This is a genomic window from Mumia zhuanghuii, assembly GCF_042681565.1.
Classification (GTDB): Bacteria; Actinomycetota; Actinomycetes; order Propionibacteriales; family Nocardioidaceae; genus Mumia.
Genome location: NZ_JBHUFT010000002.1, coordinates 272,363 through 292,617, shown reverse-complemented (window position 1 = coordinate 292,617; position 20,255 = coordinate 272,363). Strand labels below are relative to the sequence as shown.

General features: G+C 69.5%; 13 protein-coding genes. 7 read left to right on the top strand and 6 right to left on the bottom strand.

Going from position 1 to position 20,255, the window contains the following annotated elements; genetic code table 11:
- Positions 1 to 25 precede the first annotated feature (25 nt).
- Positions 26 to 787, bottom strand: a complete 762-nt coding sequence (locus ACFSDF_RS04545) for a hypothetical protein (protein WP_377156413.1) — start codon at positions 785 to 787, stop codon at positions 26 to 28.
- 46 nt (positions 788 to 833) lie between these two features.
- On the opposite strand from ACFSDF_RS04545, the gene ACFSDF_RS04540 reads away from it, so the two are divergent.
- Complete coding sequence (locus ACFSDF_RS04540) at positions 834 to 1,718, top strand: HhH-GPD family protein (protein ID WP_377156411.1); 885 nt, start codon at positions 834 to 836, stop codon at positions 1,716 to 1,718.
- Between the two features lie 2 nt (positions 1,719 to 1,720).
- On the opposite strand, the gene ACFSDF_RS04535 is transcribed toward ACFSDF_RS04540, so the two are convergent.
- Both ACFSDF_RS04535 and ACFSDF_RS04530 read right to left on the bottom strand, forming a co-directional pair.
- The gene (locus ACFSDF_RS04535) at positions 1,721 to 2,749 is read right to left on the bottom strand and encodes a sulfotransferase family protein (RefSeq protein WP_167006127.1); all 1,029 of its coding nucleotides are present in this window, start codon (positions 2,747 to 2,749) and stop codon (positions 1,721 to 1,723) included.
- Between the two features lie 133 nt (positions 2,750 to 2,882).
- Complete coding sequence (locus tag ACFSDF_RS04530; RefSeq protein ID WP_167006130.1) at positions 2,883 to 5,420, bottom strand: ATP-dependent Clp protease ATP-binding subunit; 2,538 nt, start codon at positions 5,418 to 5,420, stop codon at positions 2,883 to 2,885.
- Between the two features lie 304 nt (positions 5,421 to 5,724).
- On the opposite strand from ACFSDF_RS04530, the gene ACFSDF_RS04525 reads away from it, so the two are divergent.
- From ACFSDF_RS04525 to ACFSDF_RS04510, 4 genes are read left to right on the top strand one after another with little or no spacing between them, the layout of a single operon-like run.
- Complete coding sequence (locus ACFSDF_RS04525) at positions 5,725 to 6,453, top strand: glycosyltransferase family 2 protein (protein WP_377156409.1); 729 nt, start codon at positions 5,725 to 5,727, stop codon at positions 6,451 to 6,453.
- A complete protein-coding gene (locus tag ACFSDF_RS04520) occupies positions 6,450 to 6,800 on the top strand; it encodes a DUF2304 domain-containing protein (protein ID WP_377156407.1) in 351 nt (116 codons plus the stop codon). The genes ACFSDF_RS04525 and ACFSDF_RS04520 overlap by 4 nt, the downstream gene beginning before the upstream one ends.
- On the top strand, positions 6,797 to 8,803 hold the full coding sequence (locus ACFSDF_RS04515; RefSeq protein WP_377156405.1) for a DUF7657 domain-containing protein: 2,007 nt from the start codon (positions 6,797 to 6,799) through the stop codon (positions 8,801 to 8,803). Before ACFSDF_RS04520 ends, ACFSDF_RS04515 begins: the two co-directional genes overlap by 4 nt.
- A complete protein-coding gene (locus ACFSDF_RS04510; RefSeq protein ID WP_377156403.1) occupies positions 8,782 to 9,240 on the top strand; it encodes a GtrA family protein in 459 nt (152 codons plus the stop codon). The genes ACFSDF_RS04515 and ACFSDF_RS04510 overlap by 22 nt, the downstream gene beginning before the upstream one ends.
- Here ACFSDF_RS04510 and ACFSDF_RS04505 read toward each other — a convergent pair.
- Positions 9,189 to 11,300 (bottom strand): DUF7657 domain-containing protein, encoded by a 2,112-nt coding sequence (locus tag ACFSDF_RS04505; protein ID WP_377156401.1) that lies wholly within the window; start codon positions 11,298 to 11,300, stop codon positions 9,189 to 9,191. The two genes, ACFSDF_RS04510 and ACFSDF_RS04505, sit on opposite strands and share 52 nt — an antisense overlap.
- Before the next feature lie 68 nt (positions 11,301 to 11,368).
- On the opposite strand from ACFSDF_RS04505, the gene ACFSDF_RS04500 reads away from it, so the two are divergent.
- Positions 11,369 to 13,201: a glycosyltransferase family 2 protein gene (locus tag ACFSDF_RS04500; RefSeq protein ID WP_377156399.1), complete on the top strand. Its 1,833-nt coding sequence runs from the start codon at positions 11,369 to 11,371 to the stop codon at positions 13,199 to 13,201.
- Positions 13,202 to 13,268: 67 nt separating this feature from the next.
- Positions 13,269 to 14,870 carry a rhamnosyltransferase WsaF family glycosyltransferase gene (locus tag ACFSDF_RS04495; protein WP_377156397.1) on the top strand — a complete coding sequence of 534 codons (1,602 nt, stop codon included), beginning with the start codon at positions 13,269 to 13,271 and terminating at the stop codon, positions 14,868 to 14,870.
- Here the strand turns inward: ACFSDF_RS04495 and ACFSDF_RS04490 are convergent.
- Together ACFSDF_RS04490 and ACFSDF_RS04485 are read right to left on the bottom strand one after the other, a co-directional pair.
- Positions 14,856 to 17,375 (bottom strand): CDP-glycerol glycerophosphotransferase family protein, encoded by a 2,520-nt coding sequence (locus ACFSDF_RS04490; protein ID WP_377156395.1) that lies wholly within the window; start codon positions 17,373 to 17,375, stop codon positions 14,856 to 14,858. The genes ACFSDF_RS04495 and ACFSDF_RS04490 overlap by 15 nt on opposite strands.
- Positions 17,372 to 20,011, bottom strand: a complete 2,640-nt coding sequence (locus ACFSDF_RS04485) for a rhamnan synthesis F family protein (RefSeq protein ID WP_377156393.1) — start codon at positions 20,009 to 20,011, stop codon at positions 17,372 to 17,374. The genes ACFSDF_RS04490 and ACFSDF_RS04485 overlap by 4 nt, the downstream gene beginning before the upstream one ends.
- Positions 20,012 to 20,255 lie beyond the last annotated feature (244 nt).

The following is a 20,255-nucleotide window of genomic DNA, read 5'->3' as shown; positions in this document are numbered from 1 at the left end:
CCCGCGGGCGCTCACGGGGACTGCGTCACGGGGTCTGTGCCGTCGACGGGCTCGTGCTGGGCTTGCCCGTGGCCGCCGGCGCTGTCGGCTTCGTCGTCGGTGGCGGCGTGGGTGTGGGTGTGGGCGTGGGCGTCGGAGGCGCGGCGAGCGTGAACTCGCCGATCGCCGGCTCACCGCCGAGAAGCGCGGCCTTCGCCTCGTACGCTCCGGGCTTCACGAATGCGCCCTCCTTGTCGCACCCGTCACCGTCGGCCCGCCCGCTCCACGGAACGTCCACCACCGTCGCCCAGGTGGGGTGGACATCGACCGTCAGACCCCGGATCCGGTCACAGGTCTGGGTGTCCCAGACCTGTCCGTCGGAGTCACGCACCTCAAGGACGAAGGTCGTCGGGTCGATCCGGACCGTGCACGGCTCCTTCGCCGACGTGACGACCCGCAAGGTCACGGGGATCGCCCGACCCGCCAGCGTCCCGGCGGCGACCGACGGGACGACCTGGACCGAGGCAGGGGCGCAGGACCCGCTGACCGTACCGAGCCGGACCCCGACCTCGACGTCCTTTGCCTTGCGGCTGCGCGGTGTGGGCGGCGGCGTGGTCGGCGCGGGCCCGCTCGGCGTCGCCGAGGGGCTGGCGGGCGACTTCGGGGCCTTCGCGTCTGCGTCGTCGCCTCCGCCGACGACCCGCGAGACCAACCAGACGACCAGCAGCACGACGACGGCCACGACGATCCGTCGACGCCAGTAGACACCGGGGGGCAGCTTGCCCGAAGGCCGCATCACCGAGCTCACGCCCACACGCTAACCGTCACCACGGCCGTGGCAGGATCGACTCGCCATGGTCGCCCCGAGCTCCTCCTCACTCCACACCGCCGTCGTCGCCTGGTACGCCACGCACGCCCGTGAGCTGCCGTGGCGCCGCAGGTCCACGACCGCCTGGCACGTGCTCGTCTCCGAGGTCATGCTCCAGCAGACGCCCGTGGAGCGGGTCGCCCCCGTCTACGAGCAGTGGGTGGACCGATGGCCGACACCGTCGGCGCTGGCCGCCGAGCCGAGCGGCGAGGCGGTCCGGGCCTGGGGACGCCTCGGCTATCCCCGCCGGGCGCTGCGCCTGCATGCTGCCGCCACCGCGGTCCGCGACCGGCACGACGGGGTCGTCCCCGAGGATCTCGACACGCTCCGCGCCCTGCCCGGCGTCGGTGAGTACACCGCCGCCGCAGTCGCCGTGTTCGCGTACGGGCACCGGCACGCGGTGCTCGACACGAACGTTCGGCGGGTGCTCGCACGGGTCCTCGACGGGTCGGCGCTCCCCTCCCCCGCCCTCACCGCCGCCGAGCGTGTACGCGCGGCGGATGCGCTGCCGGACGACCGCTCGACGGCGGCGACCTGGTCGATCGGACTGATGGAGCTCGGCGCGCTCGTCTGCACGGCACGTTCGCCGCGGTGCGGGGACTGCCCGATCCGCGCGCGGTGCCACTGGTTCGATGCCGGGCGGCCGGCGTACGAGGGTCCGGCGCGGCGGGTGCAGACCTATGCAGGCACGGACCGTCAGTGCCGCGGGCGTCTGCTCGCCGTGCTGCGCGAGTCCGACGTGCCCGTGGGTGGTGAGGTCCTGCGCGCCGTCTGGGACGACCCCACCCAACGCGAACGCGCGCTCGACGGCCTGCTGGACGACGGACTCGTGGCCCTGGTCGACGACGACGTCTACGGTCTGCCCGGCTGAGCTCAGCTCGCCCGCGGAGGACGGATGCGCCGCGCGACCGAGCGCAGTCCGCTCTCGCGGCCCGACCGACGCCGTGCGCGGGCGACCGCGGCCTCCCGCTCGCGGCGATAGTGGTCCGCGGCGAAGGCGACAGCCTCCTCGTGCTGGGCGGCGTACGCCGCGCCGAGCGCGTCGAAGGTGTCGTCGAGGTCGGGTGTGAGGGCCTCCTGGTCACCGGGGGCGGCACTGAGCGCTGCGTACGCCTGCCACACTCCCTCGCCGAGCTCCACCAGCGCGGCGGGGATCTCGAGCCCCGACCAGTCGACGACGTTGCGCCGAAGCCCTGCATCGAGGAACTCGTCGACCGGGTGCGGCTCGGTCGTCAGGTCCGGCTCGTACGTGAGGTCGAGGCCGCGGCGTACGCGCTCGGCCTGGCCTCGCCAGTCCTCGAGCAGGTCGGTGTAGCGGACGACCACCCTGTGGGCCCCTCGGGTCACCCGCTCCGACTCGAGGGCGATGTTGACCCAGCCCCCGATCTGGCGGACGGCCAAGGCACGGCGGCGGTCGTCGTCGGTCGACTTCGTGTAGTGCATGGTGCGGCTCGCGGAGACCTCCGCCGGGTGCCGCATCATCGTCACGAAGCCCGGCGTGATCCCGAGATCCTCGGCCGTCTCGAGCCACAGACGCGAGAGGAGGACGGTCCGCGGGTCCTTCACGATGATCTGCTGCGACTGGGTCAGGGCATCGGCGAGCCACGTGCGCAGGCGCTGGGCGTAGTCGCCGCTGCGAACCACCGCGTCGACGCGAGCCGGAGCGTCGGGGGCGAGGTCGAGCGTGCGGACACTGGCGGCGTCGAGGACCTCTTTGTGGAAGTCGATGACCCACTGTGGCTCGTAGAAGCCGCGAGGGTTGCTCTTGTTGGGCGGGACCTCGGGCTTCGGGACGTGAAGACCCAACCGCGCGAGCGTGCCCGCCATCGAGCTCGTCCCGCTCCGACCGGGCCCCAGGATGATCACGAGTCGTGAGCCGGTCGGGGTCGCGGGATCAGGCACGAGAATCCACCTCGGCGCGCGCGGCGCCAGTCGTCTGCAGGGGCGGTGGCTCACGCTACCACGCGTCTCAGCGCACCCCGGAGACGTCGAAGGGGACCCCGTACGGGGTCCCCTTCGGTCGTCGTGACGTCGGTCAGCCGGCGGCTGCGGTGCCACCGTTGGTGCCGCCGTTGCCACTGCCCGCCGTTGCCTCGAGAGGCGTGTCAGGCAGCTCGGCCTTGGCCTCCCCCTTGAAGGTGAAGGTCGCGGCGGGGCCTTCGCCCTCGACGTCGACCAGCACGATCTGGCCGGGACGGACCTCCCCGAAGAGCAGCTTCTCGGCGAGGGTGTCCTCGATCTCGCGCTGGACCGTCCGGCGAAGCGGACGGGCACCGAGCACCGGGTCGAAGCCGCGCGAGGCGAGGAGGTGCTTGGCGGCCGGCGTGAGCTCGAGCGCCATGTCCTTGTCCTTGAGCCGCTTCTCGACCGAGTCGAGCATCATGTCGACCATGTCGACGATCTCGTCCTGCGTCAGCGGCGGGAACACCACGATCTCGTCGACACGGTTGAGGAACTCGGGACGGAAGTGCTGCTTGAGCTCCTCCGACACCTTGGCCTTCATCTTGTCGTACGAGCCCTGGACGTCGCTGGCCTGGCTGAAGCCGAGGTTGACGCCCTTCGCGATGTCTCGCGTGCCCAGGTTGGTCGTCATGATGATGACGGTGTTCTTGAAGTCGATGACCCGACCCTGTGAGTCGGTCAGTCGACCCTCCTCCAGGATCTGCAGGAGCGAGTTGAAGATGTCCGGGTGGGCCTTCTCGACCTCGTCGAACAGCACGACCGAGAACGGCTTGCGGCGCACCTTCTCGGTGAGCTGGCCACCCTCTTCGTAGCCGACGTAGCCGGGAGGCGAGCCGAACAGCCGCGAGACGGTGTGCTTCTCGGAGAACTCGCTCATGTCGAGCTGGATGAGCGCGTCGTCGTCGCCGAACAGGAAGTTGGCGAGCGCCTTGGACAGCCAGGTCTTGCCGACACCCGAGGGCCCGGCGAAGATGAACGAGCCGCCGGGGCGACGCGGATCCTTGAGGCCGGCACGCGTACGGCGGATCGCCCGCGACAGGGCCTTGATGGCCTCTTCCTGACCGATGACCCGCTTGTGCAGCTCGGACTCCATGTTGAGCAGCCGGGTCGACTCCTCCTCGGAGAGCTTGACGATCGGGATGCCGGTCGCGAGCGCGAGGACCTCGGCAATGAGCTCCTCATCGACCTCGGCCACCTCGTCCATGTCACCGGCGCGCCACTGCTTCTCGCGGTCGGTCTTGGCGGCCAGGAGCTCGCGCTCCTCGTTGCGCAGGGACGCTGCGGACTCGAAGTCCTGGACGTCGATCGCGTTCTCCTTGCGGCGGCGCACGTCGGCGATCTTGTCGTCGAAGTCGCGCAGGTCCGGCGGTGCGGTCATCCGGCGGATGCGCAGCCGCGAGCCGGCCTCGTCGACGAGGTCGATGGCCTTGTCGGGGAGGAACCGGTCGGAGATGTAGCGGTCGGCGAGCGTCGCGGCCGAGACCAGAGCCTCGTCGGTGATCGTCACGCGGTGGTGCGCCTCGTAGCGGTCACGCAGGCCCTTGAGCATCTCGATCGTGTGCGCGATCGACGGCTCGGCGACCTGGATCGGCTGGAAGCGACGCTCCAGCGCAGCGTCCTTCTCGAAGTGCTTGCGGTACTCGTCGAGCGTGGTCGCGCCAATGGTCTGCAGCTCACCACGGGCCAGCATCGGCTTGAGGATGCTGGCGGCGTCGATCGCACCCTCGGCCGCGCCGGCACCGACGAGCGTGTGGATCTCGTCGATGAACAGCACGATGTCGCCGCGGGTGCGGATCTCCTTGAGGACCTTCTTGAGGCGCTCCTCGAAGTCACCGCGATAGCGCGAGCCGGCGACCAGCGCGCCGAGGTCGAGAGTGTAGATCTGCTTGTCGCGGAGCGTCTCGGGGACGTCGCCGCGGACGATATCCTGCGCGAGGCCTTCGACGACCGTCGTCTTGCCGACGCCGGGCTCACCGATGAGCACCGGGTTGTTCTTGGTGCGGCGCGAGAGCACCTGCATCACGCGCTCGATCTCCTTCTCACGCCCGATGACCGGGTCGAGCTTGCCCTCGCGGGCAGCCTGCGTGAGGTTGCGACCAAACTGGTCGAGGACAAGTGAGCTGCTCGGCGCGGACTCGCCGGCAGGAGCCCCGGCGGACGCGGTCTCCTTGCCCTGGTAGCCCGACAGCAGCTGGATGACCTGCTGGCGCACTCGGTTGAGGTCGGCGCCGAGCTTGACGAGGACCTGGGCGGCGACGCCCTCGCCCTCGCGGATCAGGCCGAGCAGGATGTGCTCGGTGCCGATGTAGCTGTGGCCGAGCTGGAGCGCCTCGCGGAGGCTGAGCTCGAGGACCTTCTTGGCACGCGGGGTGAACGGGATGTGGCCGCTCGGCGCCTGCTGGCCCTGGCCGATGATCTCCTCGACCTGCTCGCGGACCGCCTCGAGCGAGATGCCGAGGTTCTCCAGCGCCTTGGCCGCGACACCCTCACCCTCGTGGATGAGACCAAGAAGGATGTGCTCGGTGCCGATGTAGTTGTGGCTGAGCATGCGCGCCTCTTCTTGGGCGAGCACGACAACACGACGGGCGCGGTCGGTGAACCTCTCGAACATGCAACTCCCCTTGATCCGAGACCCTTCTCCAGGTCGGGCCCCTCAGTCCGTTCCATGCTAGTCGTGGCTGCCAACGTCGGCGGCACGCGCGAGCACCTGGGATTTCCCTGATTACAAGGGATCGCGGGCCTTCAGGCTTCCTGTGTTCACGCAGGGCGAACACCACGGAGGGCAATGTTCGCCGACAGCGAACGCGAGGAGGGTGGCTGGCCTGCGCGAGGGGCAGCACGACAGGTGGTTGACGCCTTACCCTCCTCGTGATGCCACACGAACCAGACGAACCAGACGAACCGGAAGAGTACGTATGACGCACACAACACAGCCGAGGCTGCTCGTGGTGCTGCCCACCTACAACGAGCAGGAGGCGCTCCCTGGTGTCCTCGCCGAGTTGAGCACGGTGGCTCCGACGGCTGAACTCCTCGTCGTCGACGACGGCTCGACCGACGCATCAGCGGAGGTGGCACGTGCACACGGCGCCAGGGTCATACGGCTCCCCTACAACTCCGGGGTCGGCGCGGCGCTCCGTACCGGGCTGCTGGTCGCGTCACGCTGCCGCGCGGACGCGGTCGTCCAGTGCGACGCCGACGGACAGCATCCGCCCGAGGCGATCGAGCTGCTGGTCAAGCACCTCGGCGACGCCGACATCGTCATCGGCGCGCGGTTTGCGGGAGCAGGCGACTACCGCGTGCGAGGTCCACGAAAGTGGGCCATGGGTCTGCTCGCGTTCACCATGTCGCGACTGCACCGCACACGCTTGACCGACGTCACGTCGGGGTTCCGGGCGTTCGGCCCCCGTGCCGTGGGCGTCCTCAGCCGGGAGCTCCCTCCCGAGTACCTCGGCGACACCGTCGAGGCGCTGATCATCGCCCAGCGCCACCACCTGCGCGTCGTGCAGGTGGGGGTCTCCATGCGAGAGCGCCAGGGCGGCATTCCGAGTCAGGACCCACTGAGTTCGACGATCTACCTCGCACGTGTCGTCACCATGCTCGTCCTGTCGCTACCCCGCCTGATCCGACGAAAGGCCGACGCATGACGAGCACCGTCTTCGGCGCGGTCGCGGCGATCGCCATCGCGGTGGCTGTGCTTCAGTTGGTCGTACGACGGCGCCTCCTGCTCAAGTACGCAGCCCTGTGGCTGGGCGTCGGGGTGGTCCTGGTCGTCGTCGCGGTGATCCCAGGTTTCCTTGCATGGGTGTCGGAGCTCTTCGGGTTCGCGGTCCCGGCGAACTTCCTCTTCACCGTGGGCGCATCCCTGCTGCTGCTGATCGCCCTCCAGCTCAGCGTCGAACTGTCTCGGGTCGAGCAGCGCCTCCAGAGACTCGTCGAGGAGCTCGCCATCTTGCGCGAGCGCGTCGAGCACGACGAGGGCGCTGCGCAATGAGCTCAGCGCCGGCGGCGCGCTCCTATCGCAGGGCCCGGACGAGAGTCCTCGCCTTCCCTCTCCTGGTCGGCCTGACGCTGCTGCTGCTCGTCGCGGCCAACGTCAATGGGTCATCCATGGCCGTGCTGTCCGGGGACGACGACCCGCCGGGCCTGATCCTCGGAGAGCCCCGTCCGGTGCGCAGCGACGAGTACCGGCTCAGGACGCCGATCGCGATCTCCTCGGTCAAGCAGGACTTCCCGAGGGCGCCTTGGATCGGTCTTGCTCCGATCAACCAGGCCGCGACGGCCCACGGCGGACCGACGCGTGACTGGTCGACTATGTTGAAGCCACAGGACTGGGGCTACCTCCTCCTCGGAGCGGACCGGGGGTTCGCGTGGAGCTGGTGGTGGTCGTTCGCCATCGGGCTCGCCGGCTCGTACGTGCTCTTCCTGACCCTGACCCGGCGGATCGCGCTCTCAGCGCTCACTGCGATCGCTGCCACGTTCACCCCGTACGCGGCGTGGTGGACTGCTCCGCCCCCGTCACTCTTCGTCGGGTACGGAGCGCTCGCGGGGGGCCTGTTCCTGCTGGCGGTGCGCGCCCGCACCCAGTCCTGGCGGATCACGTACGCGGCTCTCGCGGGGCTGGCCGGTGCCGGATTCGCGCTTGCCCTCTACCCGCCGTGGCAGGTACCGCTGGTCTGGGTGGTCGGCGCCGTGGTCCTCGGTCGTGTGATCGACGAGCGCATAGGCGCGCGTCACGTCGTCGCGTTGCTGGGAGTGACCGCGACCGTGGCAGGTGTCCCGCTGCTCACCTGGCTCGTGCAGAACCGCGACGCTATCAGCGCAACAATCGGTACCTACTACCCAGGACAGCGGATCACCGAAGCCGGCTCCGGCTCACTTTCGGTGCTGCTCGACGCACCGCTGAACTTCTGGCTCGCTGGCGATGCCGGGGCGACGCTCGGCGCGGACGGCCGAGGTGGGCCCTGGGCAAACCTCTCCGAGTCGGCCTCGAGCTGGTTCTCCGTCCCTGTCGTCGTCGTGATCGCCCTGGTCGTGCTCGTCGAGACGGTCCGCAGGCACCGACTGCGGCCGCCAACTGCGGAGGACTCCACCGTCGGCGGGCTCTCCGGCCATGCAGCACCGGCGCACTGGACGCTCGTGCTGCTGCTCGCCGCGATCGGGCTTCTCCTGGCCTGGACGTTCCTGCCGCTGCCCGACCTGCTTGGCCAGGTGACGGCCCTCAACCGGGTCCAGCCGACGAGGACGGCGCTCGCGCTCGGGTTCGCACAGGTTCTCCTGGTCGCGGTCGCGGCCGGCGATACCCGCCTCTCGGCGCGCGTCCGCTGGGCCGTGGTCGCGGTTGCCGCGGCCGGCACCGGCGTCACGGCGTCGTGGTCGGCCCGCGCGCTGCCGTGGGACGACACGCTCGCGCCGGCCCTCGAGGTGGTCGTCAGCGGGGCCCTCCTCGGCGGCGCGCTCATGGCTGTGGTCACCGCACGACGGACAGCGGCCGCGGCCGCCCTTCTTGCCGCCTACACCGTCACCAGCTGGATCATCGTGAACCCTCTCCAGCTAGGGACCGCTCCGCTCACCGCGCACCCGCTGGCGAGGACACTCGACCGCCTCGGGGCGGCCGAGACGAACCCGCGAGTAGCCGTGGTAGGCGGGCTGGACACGGTGGCGATCGTCCGAGCTGCGGGTCTGCAGAGCGTCTCAGGCACGACGCCGTACCCTGATACCGATCTCATGAACCGCCTCGCGCCTGCCGATGAGCGGTTGTGGAACAACTACGCGCAGTACCTCTGGGAGCCGGCTCCGCCGGGCACGGACGTTACGATCTCGCAGCTCAGAGGCGCCGTCATGCGGCTCGCGGTCGACCTCTGCGATCCGGTCGTCCACGACCAGGTCGACCCTGGCTGGGTTGTCGCGGACCGCCGGCTCTCGGCTGACTGTCTGACCGGGGCGGCACGCGTACGAAACGAAGGGACGGGATATTGGATTTATCGCGTGTCCTAGACGACCTGCGGCGCACCCGGCTCGGGATGGTCGCCGGTGTCGCAACGGCCGGCGGTTTCGGCTGGCTAGTGGACACCGCCGTCCTGTGGGGCCTGGGCCGAGGTCTCGGCGTCGCGATCCCGCTCGCGGCCGTCTTCGGCTTCGCGACCGGGGGTGTCGTCAACTTCTTCATGAACCGTGCGGTGTTCCGCGGCGGCGGTGCCCCCACGGACACAGGCGAGATCATCCGCTACATGGCGCTGTTCGGCGCGAACACCGTCGCGGTCGCACTGTTGGTCCCGGCGTTCGCCGCGGCTCTGGAGCACCTCCTGGGCGACAGCGGCGCCGCGCTCCTCGGCGGCAAGCTCATCACCACGCTGGTGCTGCTTCCCCTCAACGCCCTGGCCTACCGCCGATGGGTGTTCGCCTCGCGCGAACGGTCAACGCCGGTCGCCTGACGCGGCCGGGGGTACGGGACGACCCGGTAGATCCACTGGCGCATCCTCCCTTGGGCGTAGGCGCCGAGCTCCTCCACGCACCGGCCGCGCATCGGTACGTTGTCAGCAAGTACGTAGCGGACGTACCGCTGCGCGAATCGACCACACGGGTCGAGCGTCATCGCGATGACATCTACCCGCTCGGGCGCGGGTTGGTGCGGGTCAGGTTCACCGCGCCCCTTCGACCAGTGCATGTGCGCGAGGCGGTTCCACGCCTGCTGGTTCGAGGCCATCGGGTCGATCTGACTCCACATCACCCGCGACGGGTAGGTCTGGACGCCGCTGTAGCCGCGGACCCCCGCAGCGAAGACGGTCGCCATCGCCGTCGGTGAGCCCACCCCCACCCACGCTCCCTGCGGGTCGCGGGCAGCGATCTCCTCGACAGCGCGGCCGGACACCGTGTCGTCACGCAGGTCGAACACCCCGCGGTACAGCGGGTTCACGCCGGCGCCGATCACGGCTGACGCCACGAGGACGAGGACCGCACCGGCCCGCGTGCATTGAAGGCAGACCAGAACTACCGCGAGGGTGAGCACGGCTGTGACGACAAGCGCGCTCGTCGACGGCACCACGGGCGATCCCGCCGCGTCCAGCCTGTCCCACACCCACGCCGTGGGAAGGACGACCGTGGCACCCGCGGCTGTCGCCGCCCACCACGGCGCCCTTCGGTCGAGCTTGCCGAGCCGCGCCGCGAGCACGACGACCGCCACCACCAGCAACGGAAGAAACGCCGCCCGCATGCGCACGAACTGTGCGCGATCGAGAAGAAGAATCTTCGCTACCGCGTCCCACCCGGGCAGGAACAGGAACGCGACCACGAGGACGTGCACCGCGACAATCGCCACCACCAGCCAGTCGACGACGCGGCGGCCGCGCCACTGTGCCCACGCGACCCAGATGAGCGGGACCGTCAGGTAGAAGCTAAGCAACAGGACCACCGACGACGTGGACTGGTTGGTCCCGAGACCCTCGAAGCGCCCGTCCGCGAGGGACGCCTGGAACGGGCCGCTGAGCAGACCGACGAGGTAGTCGAGGTCTGCCCTGCCGGTCGGAGTCAGGCGGTTCCCGGGATAGACCGTGGTGAGCAGCGCCTCGACCGTGTCGCGACGCGTCCACACCCACAAGCCCATCACCGCGACCACTACGAGCGCGGCACCGACGAGCGGCATCGCGCGTCGGGCCACGCGCCGCAGCGCCGTGCCCGTCACCCGCCACTCGTACATCCAGTACCCGACTGCGAACGCCAATGCCGGGTAGGCCACCGCGAGGATGTACGGAACGTAGATACTCATCGCCACGGCGACGGCGCTGAGACCCGCAAGCGCCGCCGGGATGACGACACCGGTGAGGGTCGCGGAGCGCTGCCCCCACACGACCGCGACCATCGCGGCGAACGCGAAGGAGACGGCGAGTGTCGTCACGGGCAGCCACCACCATTGGACGAGCGGCTGAAATAGCACGGCGAGCGCAAGGAGAGGTCCGAGCAGCGCCTGTCGTGGAAGCATCGAGACGACGAAGGCATGGACGGCGACCAGCAGCGCGAAGGCCGGGAGCCACCAGCGCCACGCCATGCCCTGGTCGACGCCGAGCACCAGAGATCCCCACAGGTGCGGACGGAACGCGGTCGACCAATCCCACGACGGCGCGTCGTTCATCACGGTCGCGTCCATCCCTCCCGGGAACACGTGGTTTGTCGCCGGGAACCCCTGGCTGGTCTGCGAGAGCAACCAGCTGCCCTGGACGAGCCACTCGTCGCTGCGGATCGCGCGCGGATCACCCGCGATCAGGTCCGGGTCGGGGCCCTCCCCGAACAGTCGCCACCACATCCCGGTCGAGCTCCCCGAGATCCCCAGCACCACCGCGACCGCGAACACAACGAGCACGAGCACGGGGAAGCCGTACAGGACGAGCGCGCTAGGCAGGCCGTCGGGGCGCGGGGCAGCGTGCTCACGCCACCAGCCGTGGAGGAGGCCGAGCGTGCGGGACGCACGACGGCGCACCATTCCGGCTCCGAGGTTCACGCGACTAGGGTAGAACCCGGGAGTGCCATCGGGGCGCTTCCTGTTAGGCCGCGGCGCGAGAGGAAACGATGTCGATCGACGTGAGCGTGGTCGTTGCGAGTTACAACACGGGACCCAAGCTCGCCCCCCTCCTCGACTCCCTGACCGCGCAGTCGCTGCCTCCCGATCGGTTCGAAATCGTGATAGTCGACGACGGCTCCACCGACGACACCTGGGAGCGGCTCGTCGAGGCGGCCAGACATCTGAAGAACCTACAGATCGAGCGGATCCCCAACTCCGGATGGCCGGGACGCCCGCGCAACGTCGGGATGGATCTTGCACGCGGGCGCTATGTCTTCTTCGCTGACCACGACGACGAGCTCTTCCCCGAAGCGCTGGAGCGCATGGTCGCCGTTGCGGACCGGGCCACCGCGGACGTGGTCGTCGGCAAGGAGGTGCGCGCTGGGGCAGCGACGATCGGCGCGGAGGCGTTCCTCGCCGACCACGACCGTGCTGGCCTGTTCGACGACCACGTGCTGGCTATCATCACGCCGCACAAGCTCTTCCGGACCTCCTTCCTGCGCGAGCACGGCATCCGCTTCCCCGAGGGCAGGCGGCGGCTGGAGGACCATGTCTTCCTCGCCCACGTCTACTCCCTGACCGATCGCGTCGCGGTCCTCGCGAGCTATCCGTGCTACCGCTGGGTCATCTACCCCGACGGCAGCAACAACTCCGACTCGCTCGGGGACCTCGACGTCTACTTCCACAGCCTCGCCGAGGTGCTCGACGTCCTCGAGCAGGCACCGATCGAGCGCTCCAAGCGTGCCCGTCTCGTCCAGTTCTGGTACTCCACGCGGATGCTCAAGCGCCTCGGGCCGTACTGGTTCGATCAGTGGACCCCTGAGTACCGCGACGAAGCGATCAGGATCATCGGCGACCTCGCCGCCAAGCGGATCCCGGCAGCGCTCGACGACGGTCTCGAGCCCGTCCTCGCGCGACGGGCCGCGCTGCTGCGAGCGGGCGACGCGGACGGGCTCGTCGCACTGGCCGACGTCGACCGAGGCGTTCACCTTCGTGTCGACGACGCCGAGGTCATCTGGTCGGGTGGTCGTCTCGGCCTCGCCGTCACGGGAACGCTCGCCGACGCCACGGGCTCCGCACTCGCCCTGGTCGCCGGCGGCGAGGCGCTCTATCTGCCCGACGACGTGGACAGGCGGCACGACGTCGTCCCCTTCCTCTCGGATGCAGACGTGGAGCTGTACGTCCGCCAGGCCACGGTCGGCACGGAGTGGAGCGTTCCGGGTCGCCTCCGGCTACAACCGACCGAGCGGGATGGGGTCACCGAGCTCGTGACGTCGGGAACGCTTTGGCTCGATCCCGGCACCGCAGCACTCGGGTCCCCGCTCGCGCCCGGGCGGTGGACGATGCTGCTGCGGACACGCGCGCTGGGGTACTCCAGCCGCCGGCGCCTCGAGGCTCCCGCACCGCCGCCGGCGCTTGTCGACGGCCTCGCCGTACGCCCAGTCAACGACGAGCAGGGCCGGCTCGCCCTGTTCATCGGCGCGACGCGTCGACTGCTCGACGACGTCGCCGGAACGGTGGCCGTGTCGGGACGCGGCCACCACCTCACCGTAAGCGTCGATCTCCCTCACCTCCATCTCCGCGACCCCGACGCCGCCGCGCTGAGCATCGTTGTCGGGGGCACCGAGGTGCCCGCCTCGCTGGACGTCACTGGGAAGGTCCCCTCGGTGAGAGCGGTCGCGGCGACGGTGTCGGGACGTCTGCCCGTACGACTCGGCCTCGACGGCGTTTCGAGCACCGCCCTCGCGACGGCCTACGTGCGGCGTCCGTGGCAACGGATCCGGACACGTCCCGGCCTACTCTCGCGGTCCTTGCGCAGGCTGCTCAAGCCTGCTGCGTAGGAATCACGCTTCGGCCTGCCGGGGCGATGTGGCCCTCCACTACGCTGAGGCGACACTAGGAGGACCCATGACTTCACGAGTCCGCGTCGCCGCCGTCGCCGCCGCGTCTCTCACCCTCGTCGCACTCGTCGTCGGGCTTCTGGCGCCTGTGCGCGTCACCGCCGCCGCGTGCCTCGCGCTGGTCGTCCTCGCCGTGGCCGTGAGCGCGCTCACGGCGCTGCTCGCCCGCCGGACGCTCACGGCGCAGAGCGCGTCGCGTGACCTCCAGAAGGCCCAGACAAAGGCGACCAAGCAGGTCCGTGCGAGCGTGCGCGAGCTCCGCCGCCAGCAGCGCCAGACCATGCGGGTCGTCAAGTCGGTGCGCACGACCGCCACGGACCTTGCCGCCGCGTCCCAGGCGGTCAAAGCCTCGACTGCCAGACTCGCTCCGCTCGAGGTGCAGGTCGCCGCCCTACGCAAGGACGTCACCGCGCTGCGGACCCCGCCACCGAAGCCGCCGCTGACCGGCCAGGACAGTACCTCTGCTGGGGCTCGCGCCCTTGCCGACCTCCGGTTCAACGGGAGCAGGCCACAGGTCGTGCTGCTGCTCCAGACCTTCGGTGCGCAGGTGCTCTTCGCGGGGATCAGAACCGCAGTCCTCGCCGCCGCAGAGATCGCACGCGAGCTCGGGCGCCCGCTTCGCGTGGTGGTGTTCGACCCGCTCCAGGGCCGACCCGACGACGCCTTCACGGCACTCACCGAGCTCGTCCGCGAGGAGGTCGCAACCAATCTCTCGTCCGACGTCCAGCTCAGTGCACCAAACTTCGGCTCGCTGGACGGATTCCACGACGCCGACGTCTGGGTGGCGACGTACTGGACGACGGCGTGGAACCTCGCCGAGCTGGCTCGCACCGGACACGTCGACCGTCGACGGGTCGTCTATCTCGTCCAGGATTGGGAGCCCGGCTTCTACCCGTGGGGCGACCAGCGCACGAAGACCCTCAGCACCTACGACGCCGGGTTCCACCACGTCGTCAACTCAGCGCCGCTCGCCCGTTACGTCCAGGACCAGACCGGCACGACAGTTGACCCTGCACGCGTCTTCGCGCCGCAGCTCGACCCTCAACCCCTCCGTGAGGCCGCGAAGCGGTGGGTCCCCGCCGAGGATCACGCCCTCCGTGTCCTCTTCTATGCCCGCCCGTCCAAACCGCGGAACATGTTCAACCTCGGGCTCCAGACGCTCAGGGCGTGGGCGGACGAGATCCCCGAGACGACCCGCGTGGTCGTACGACTCGCCGGCGAGCCGCTCGGTGCCGTCGACCTCGGACCGCGCATCGAAACCGAGGCGCTCGGCAAGGTCAGTTATGCCGAATACTACGGTCTCCTCGCCGAGACCGACCTCGGACTGGCGTTGATGAGCAGCCCGCACCCGGGCCACCTCGCACTCGAGCTCCCGATGGCCGGGATCCCCACCGTCACGAACCCGTTCGAGGGCTACCGCACGTCGTGGGTCGACGGGCTCGTCGTCGCCGATTCGGCGGACGCCCGCTCGCTGGTCGCCGTGCTGCACGCGGCCACGGCGAGCGCACAGCGGTTGATCACGCACGTCCCGCCGGACGCTCCCAGCACGCTGGGCGGCTCGCTGAACGCGGCGGTCCGCGCCGTGTGCTCGGAGCTACGTGGGCTCTGAGCACAAGATCCCGTCGACGTAGAGCGCCTTGACCCGCTCGACCACGCGGCTGGCGCTCCGGTCGTCGAGATGGTCGAAGAACACCTGCCGGCGCCAGGCATACTCCTCCTTCTCGGCGGGCGTGCGGTCTACGAACAGCACGTCGAGAGCGTCACCGAACGCGGCGAAGTCGCGGCAGACCGGCCCGGGCAGCACCTGGTCGAGGTCGTAGAAGAGCCCGCGCTCGGTGCTCGTGTAGTGCTCGTAGTCGTACGCGAAGCTCACCACCGGCTTGCCGGTCAGAAGGAAGTCCACGACACAGCTCGAGTAGTCCGTGACGAGCCCCGAGGCGACCCGGTAGAGCACCTCGAGGTCGGGGTACTTACGCGACGACATGTCGACGGGCTGCAGCGGCGCCAGCATGCGCGAGTAACTGTGCGCGGTGTCGGCCATGTGCTCGCGGATTCCGATCACGACGTTCTCCCGCGCACACCAGTCGGCGAGCCAGCCGATCTCGTCGTCGGAGAACTCGTAGTACGCCTTCGCCTGGTCATTCTTGAACGTTGGTAGGAACATCACCAGCCGTCGGTCGCCCACTTCGCCGCGCAGCCGTTCGACGGAGGCGAGCAGGTCGACCGGAAGGCGCGAGTCCTCGCGAGTGACGAAGTCATTGCGTGGCAAGCCTGTGCGCCACATCTGGTCCAGAGTCAACGGATGGAACGCCGCCTTCATTGACAGCGAGTCGGTGTGCGATGAAGTGATGACCGCACGACAGCCCACGTGGTGCCGCACAATCGTCGCGCGACGCGTTGTCGTGTCGTGCGCCACGTAGCCGAACCGCTTCAACGGGATGCCGTGCCACAAGTTGACGAAGTTGTGGCGGTCGGGAGAGAGCGGGAAGGGCACGTTCACCAGCGGCGTGTGCTTGACGAAGACCTGGCCGGAACGCAGCAGGTGATGCTGCCCCTCGGGGCTCCGCAACGGGACGACCACGACGTTCTCGCCCCCGACCTCGACACGACGCGATCGCGTGAGCACGATCTTCTTGATCGAGGGGTCGTCGCGCACCTCCTCGAACACGGCGCGCTCGTTACCGGCGAAGGTGTGGTCGTAGGCGCAGACCGGGAACGCCCACCAGTGTTCGAAGGTCGGCGACGCGACGTCAGCGGCGCGGAAATCGTCGTCGGTCAGCATCTCGGGCACCACGACCTCACCGGTCTCGCGCCGCGTGATGGCGAAGCTCCGCCGCAACGCGTCGTCTGGTGCGACGCGTCGCAGATGGCGCCCGACCGCCTCGACCGGCGCCTCCGGGAGGACCGCACGGACCCGACGCTCCCACTGGGCGAGGTCGGGGACGTCGTAGGGATTCTCAGCGAGCAGGGCACGCCGCAGCAGGGGGAAGCCGTCGCCGAGGAGCGCGAACGCATCCTCCGTGAGCGGCATGTCCTCGCCGTCGGGGGCCTCCCACCGTCCGCCGACACGGTGGTCACCGGCGTGGACGCGGTGTGCCAAGCCCGCCCAGAAGGCAGTCGAGGCCATCGAGCGCGGCACACCGGACACGGACGACAGAAACTGCTTGCGGAACGCACGGTCGACGACCACCGGGCGCCGCAACACGACGAACATGGCTCCCGGCAGCCAGGCTTGCGACGCCGACCACGTCGCGGTGGTCAGGAGGCGTTGCGGCGTCCAGACATCGGCGGTCGCGCGCGCCGCCGACGCGAACAGGTCGTCCAGTGCGCCCACCAGGTAACTGGAGTCGTCCACGAGGATGATCTCGTCGTACTCGGCGAGGCGCTCCCATCCGACCACCTCGTCGGCGAGGAGCGCGAAGGCTGCTCCGGATGATCCGTCGCCGTAAGACCGCGCCGTCGCCGAGACCACCGAGTCCGGCAGCGCGGCGAGTTCCGACGCGCTGGTCGCCTCACCGACCAGCAGGTGCACGTCACCGAAGCGGTCGAGCTCATGGACGTACGACAGTGTCGTCTCGTCCAGACGTCCGTCGGGATCGCTGCCAGCGAATAACACGGCGCGCCGGGGTTCAGCCCGTGGAGCGGTCGCCGGCAGGTCCGCCGGAACCGGGCCGAGCGGCGAGGTGGACAAGCCGGCACGACGCCCGACGAGCAGGTGGTGGACCACGGGATTCAGCGCGTCGGAGCCCGGGTCCAGGTGCTCGTGCCAGTACCACCACACGTCGAACGACGGAGCGGGGTTCAGGAGCTCACGCCACCCGCGGGTGCAGAAGTGCTCGACCGCGTCGACGGTCCCGTCCCCCGCGAGGCCGTGGGCCTCGAGGTAGGCACTCTCGTCGAGCACCCCGCTCGCCCGGACAAGAGCGACGGCGCAGTTGCGCAGCATGCTGGCGCTGGGGCGCTCCACCGATACCTTGCCGCAGGGCGTCGCAGGCCCCGCGTCGATCGCTTCGCGCAGCATCTCCTCGGCGCGCTCGGGAGAGGATCGCCGCTCCTGGTCCCAGGCACGCGCGAACGCCCACCACGTAGCCAGGTCCTGCTCTTTACCGGTCATCGCCCCTCCGTGGCGAGGAGTCGCAGCCGCTGAGCGACACGCCATCCGCAGTGCGCCTCGGGCGAGCCGGCGAAGAGCTTCCGCGCACGCTGGTACTTCCGGTCCACCGGCGCCGGAGGCTCGCCGAAGAGCGTCTCCAGCGTTGTGCGCAAATGCGCCGGATCGCGGACGACTGGCGCGGGCATCGCGTGGTCTAGTTCGTGATACCACGACCTGGCCGGCGCACGGTCGGGAAGGTACGGCACCACCGGTCGGCCGGTGATGCTGAAGTCGAGGACCTGGCCCGGGCGCGCGGCGACCACGGCGTCGGCGATGCGCAAAACGACGGTCGTGCTCGGGTAGCGGCGTCCTCCGAGATCGAGGGCGACCCCGTTCAGCGCTCGCCACGTCGCGCGCCGGTGCTCATCAGCGTCGTCGCGCACGCCTAGCACGGCCTCGTGACGCGTGCTCCAGTCGCTCAGCCACGCGACGTCCTCCTCGTCGAACAACGCATGGCCGGGATCGCCTGACGGCGGGATCACGACGACCAGGCGTCTGCCCCGAAGCTGCGCAGACAGCCGCTGCTCCTGCTCGCGTAGGGCGGCCGGAAGCGCGTCGCTCGGACAAAGAAGGACGTCGTGAGCGGGGAGCCCGCCTGCGAAGCCCGCCTCGTACGACACCGGGTACAGGTCGGCGGTCACGGCCGCGCGGTCGACGTCGGAGGCGGCGGAGAACATGCTGACGGGGCTGTGCCGATCACGGCGGACCCGCAACGGACGCACCGCTGGCGGCGTGCGCCGCTCGAACGTGACCCCGTCACGCAGCATGACGACACGGTGCCGGTCGTCGAGCGGGAGCGGAAGAGTCACCCGCGGAGCCTCCGAGACCACGACGACTCCGGCACGCAACAGTTGGTATTCACCCTGCGGACTCGCCATCGGGGCGACGACGATATTCTCACCGTCCACGGCCACGGAACGGTTCCGGGTCAGCACGATCTTCTTGAGCGACGGATCCTGGGCGACCTCGTGGAGAAGGACGCTGCTGCTCGTCGACAGCCAGCCGTCCCCACCGACGACGAAAGCCCACCAGTGCGAGAAGACCGGGGTCGCTTGATCGGCTTCTCGGAACTCGTCGGCGTCCCTCTCGTGGGGCACCGACACGCTGCCATCGGTCTCGGTGACGATCGCGAAACTGCGCTGGAGACGGTCGTCTGGGGACGTCCGCAGCAGGTTGCGCTCCATCATCTCGACCGGCGCACCCGGCACGACCTCGCGGATGCGTTTCTTCCAGTCACGGAGATCGGGGGTGTCGTAATGGTTCTGGTAGAGGAAGTATTTCTTCAGCAGCGGGAAGCCCTGTGCCAAGAGGCGGAAGTACTGGTTGGTGAAGACCGGCTGGAACGGGAACAGCGCATCGACAAAGGTGTCGATGCCGAAGCCCTTCGATAGGAGATATTGAGTGAGGCCGATCTCGTACTTGTGGATGATCGCGGCCTTGCCCCGCTGACGGTGCACCGAGTCGAGGATCCGGCGGAATCCCGCGTCCTCGACGACGGGATGCCGGAACGCGAGGAAGTAGGAGCCGACAAGAAAGTCGTACTCGGGCTCCTCGGCGAACTCGCGGAGCAGCTCGTCGCGTACCGTGTCCATCGGCACCGGAGCAGCGGTCACATCCTGCACAGGCGTGGCCGTGCGGGCGACACCCTTCGTCGCCTGGAGCCCCCACCAGTCGCAAGCGCGGCCGTCCATGCGGGCGAACACCTCGTCGAGCGGACGCAGCAGGTAACAGCTGTCGTTGACCAGCAGCACTTCGTCGTACCCGCTCAGGCACTCCCACCCCACGAGGTCGCGAGCGAGCATGCTGTACGAGCCGAAGTCGTAGGCACCGTGACGGATCGCCCACGCCGCCTCGGTGATCCCGGCTACCTTCTCCAGCTCGGAGGCCTCCACGAAGCAGTCGGCGAGAAAGAACACGTCGCAGTGCCGTGAGAGCTCCTCAACGTACGCGACGAGGCTGTCGTCCAGCACGCCGTCGGCGTCGTAGGCCGCGAAGAGGCATGCCCGCCGAACTGGCCGGTCTCCTGGCAGGCGAGCACCAGGACGCGGCGGCTTCCACGCGGCCCGGGTCGACCACGAGGCCGGCATCCCCATCAGCAGGTAGTGGATCAACGGGTTGAGCTCGTCGCGCGCCGGGTCAAGGTGCGCGTACCAGTAGTGCCAGAGGTCGAAGGTCGCGCTGGGCTGCTTCACCTCTCGCCATCCGTACCGGCAAAAGTGCAGTACCAGGTCGGCGACACGCTCGGCGACCTTCGGGTAGGTCGCGGCGTAGAAGTCGGCGTCGAAGATCCCGGACGCGGCGACGAGCGCGATCTCACGCCGTAGCTGAGGATCGTTTGCGGCAGGGACGTCCGTCTCGTCCTCGTCGCGAGCACGCACCGCGTACGGTCCGCTCTGCATCCGGGCGATGTCGGCGTTCGGGGCAATGCCGCGAACGCTGCCCACCGTGAGGAAGTGCTCAAGCGCCTCGGTCGCGTCGGAAAACCCTGCGCGGCCGACCCGCGCGGCGTACCAGGTGGCGTCGAACCACCCAGAGGACGCGAGGAACTCGCGGCGCGCGTCGAGGAAGGCGGCTCCGGGCGACGGCCGGCTCGTCATGAGCGGGTGTCAGAGCGTCTCACGGCACGCGCCACGCGACGGGGGATTCGGCGCCATCGCCGCGAGGAGGCTTCAAGCTGGCGCACGCGGGCCGCGAGCTTGTCGGCGCGCGCACGGGCACGTGAGCGCTGCTGCTTCACTTTGCTCAGCTCCTCCGCCCACGTCTCCTGGTCGGCGCGAAGTGCGGCAAGCTCCAACTGGCACTGCCGGAGAGCCTCCCGGAGCCGCTCGGCCTCCTCATGGG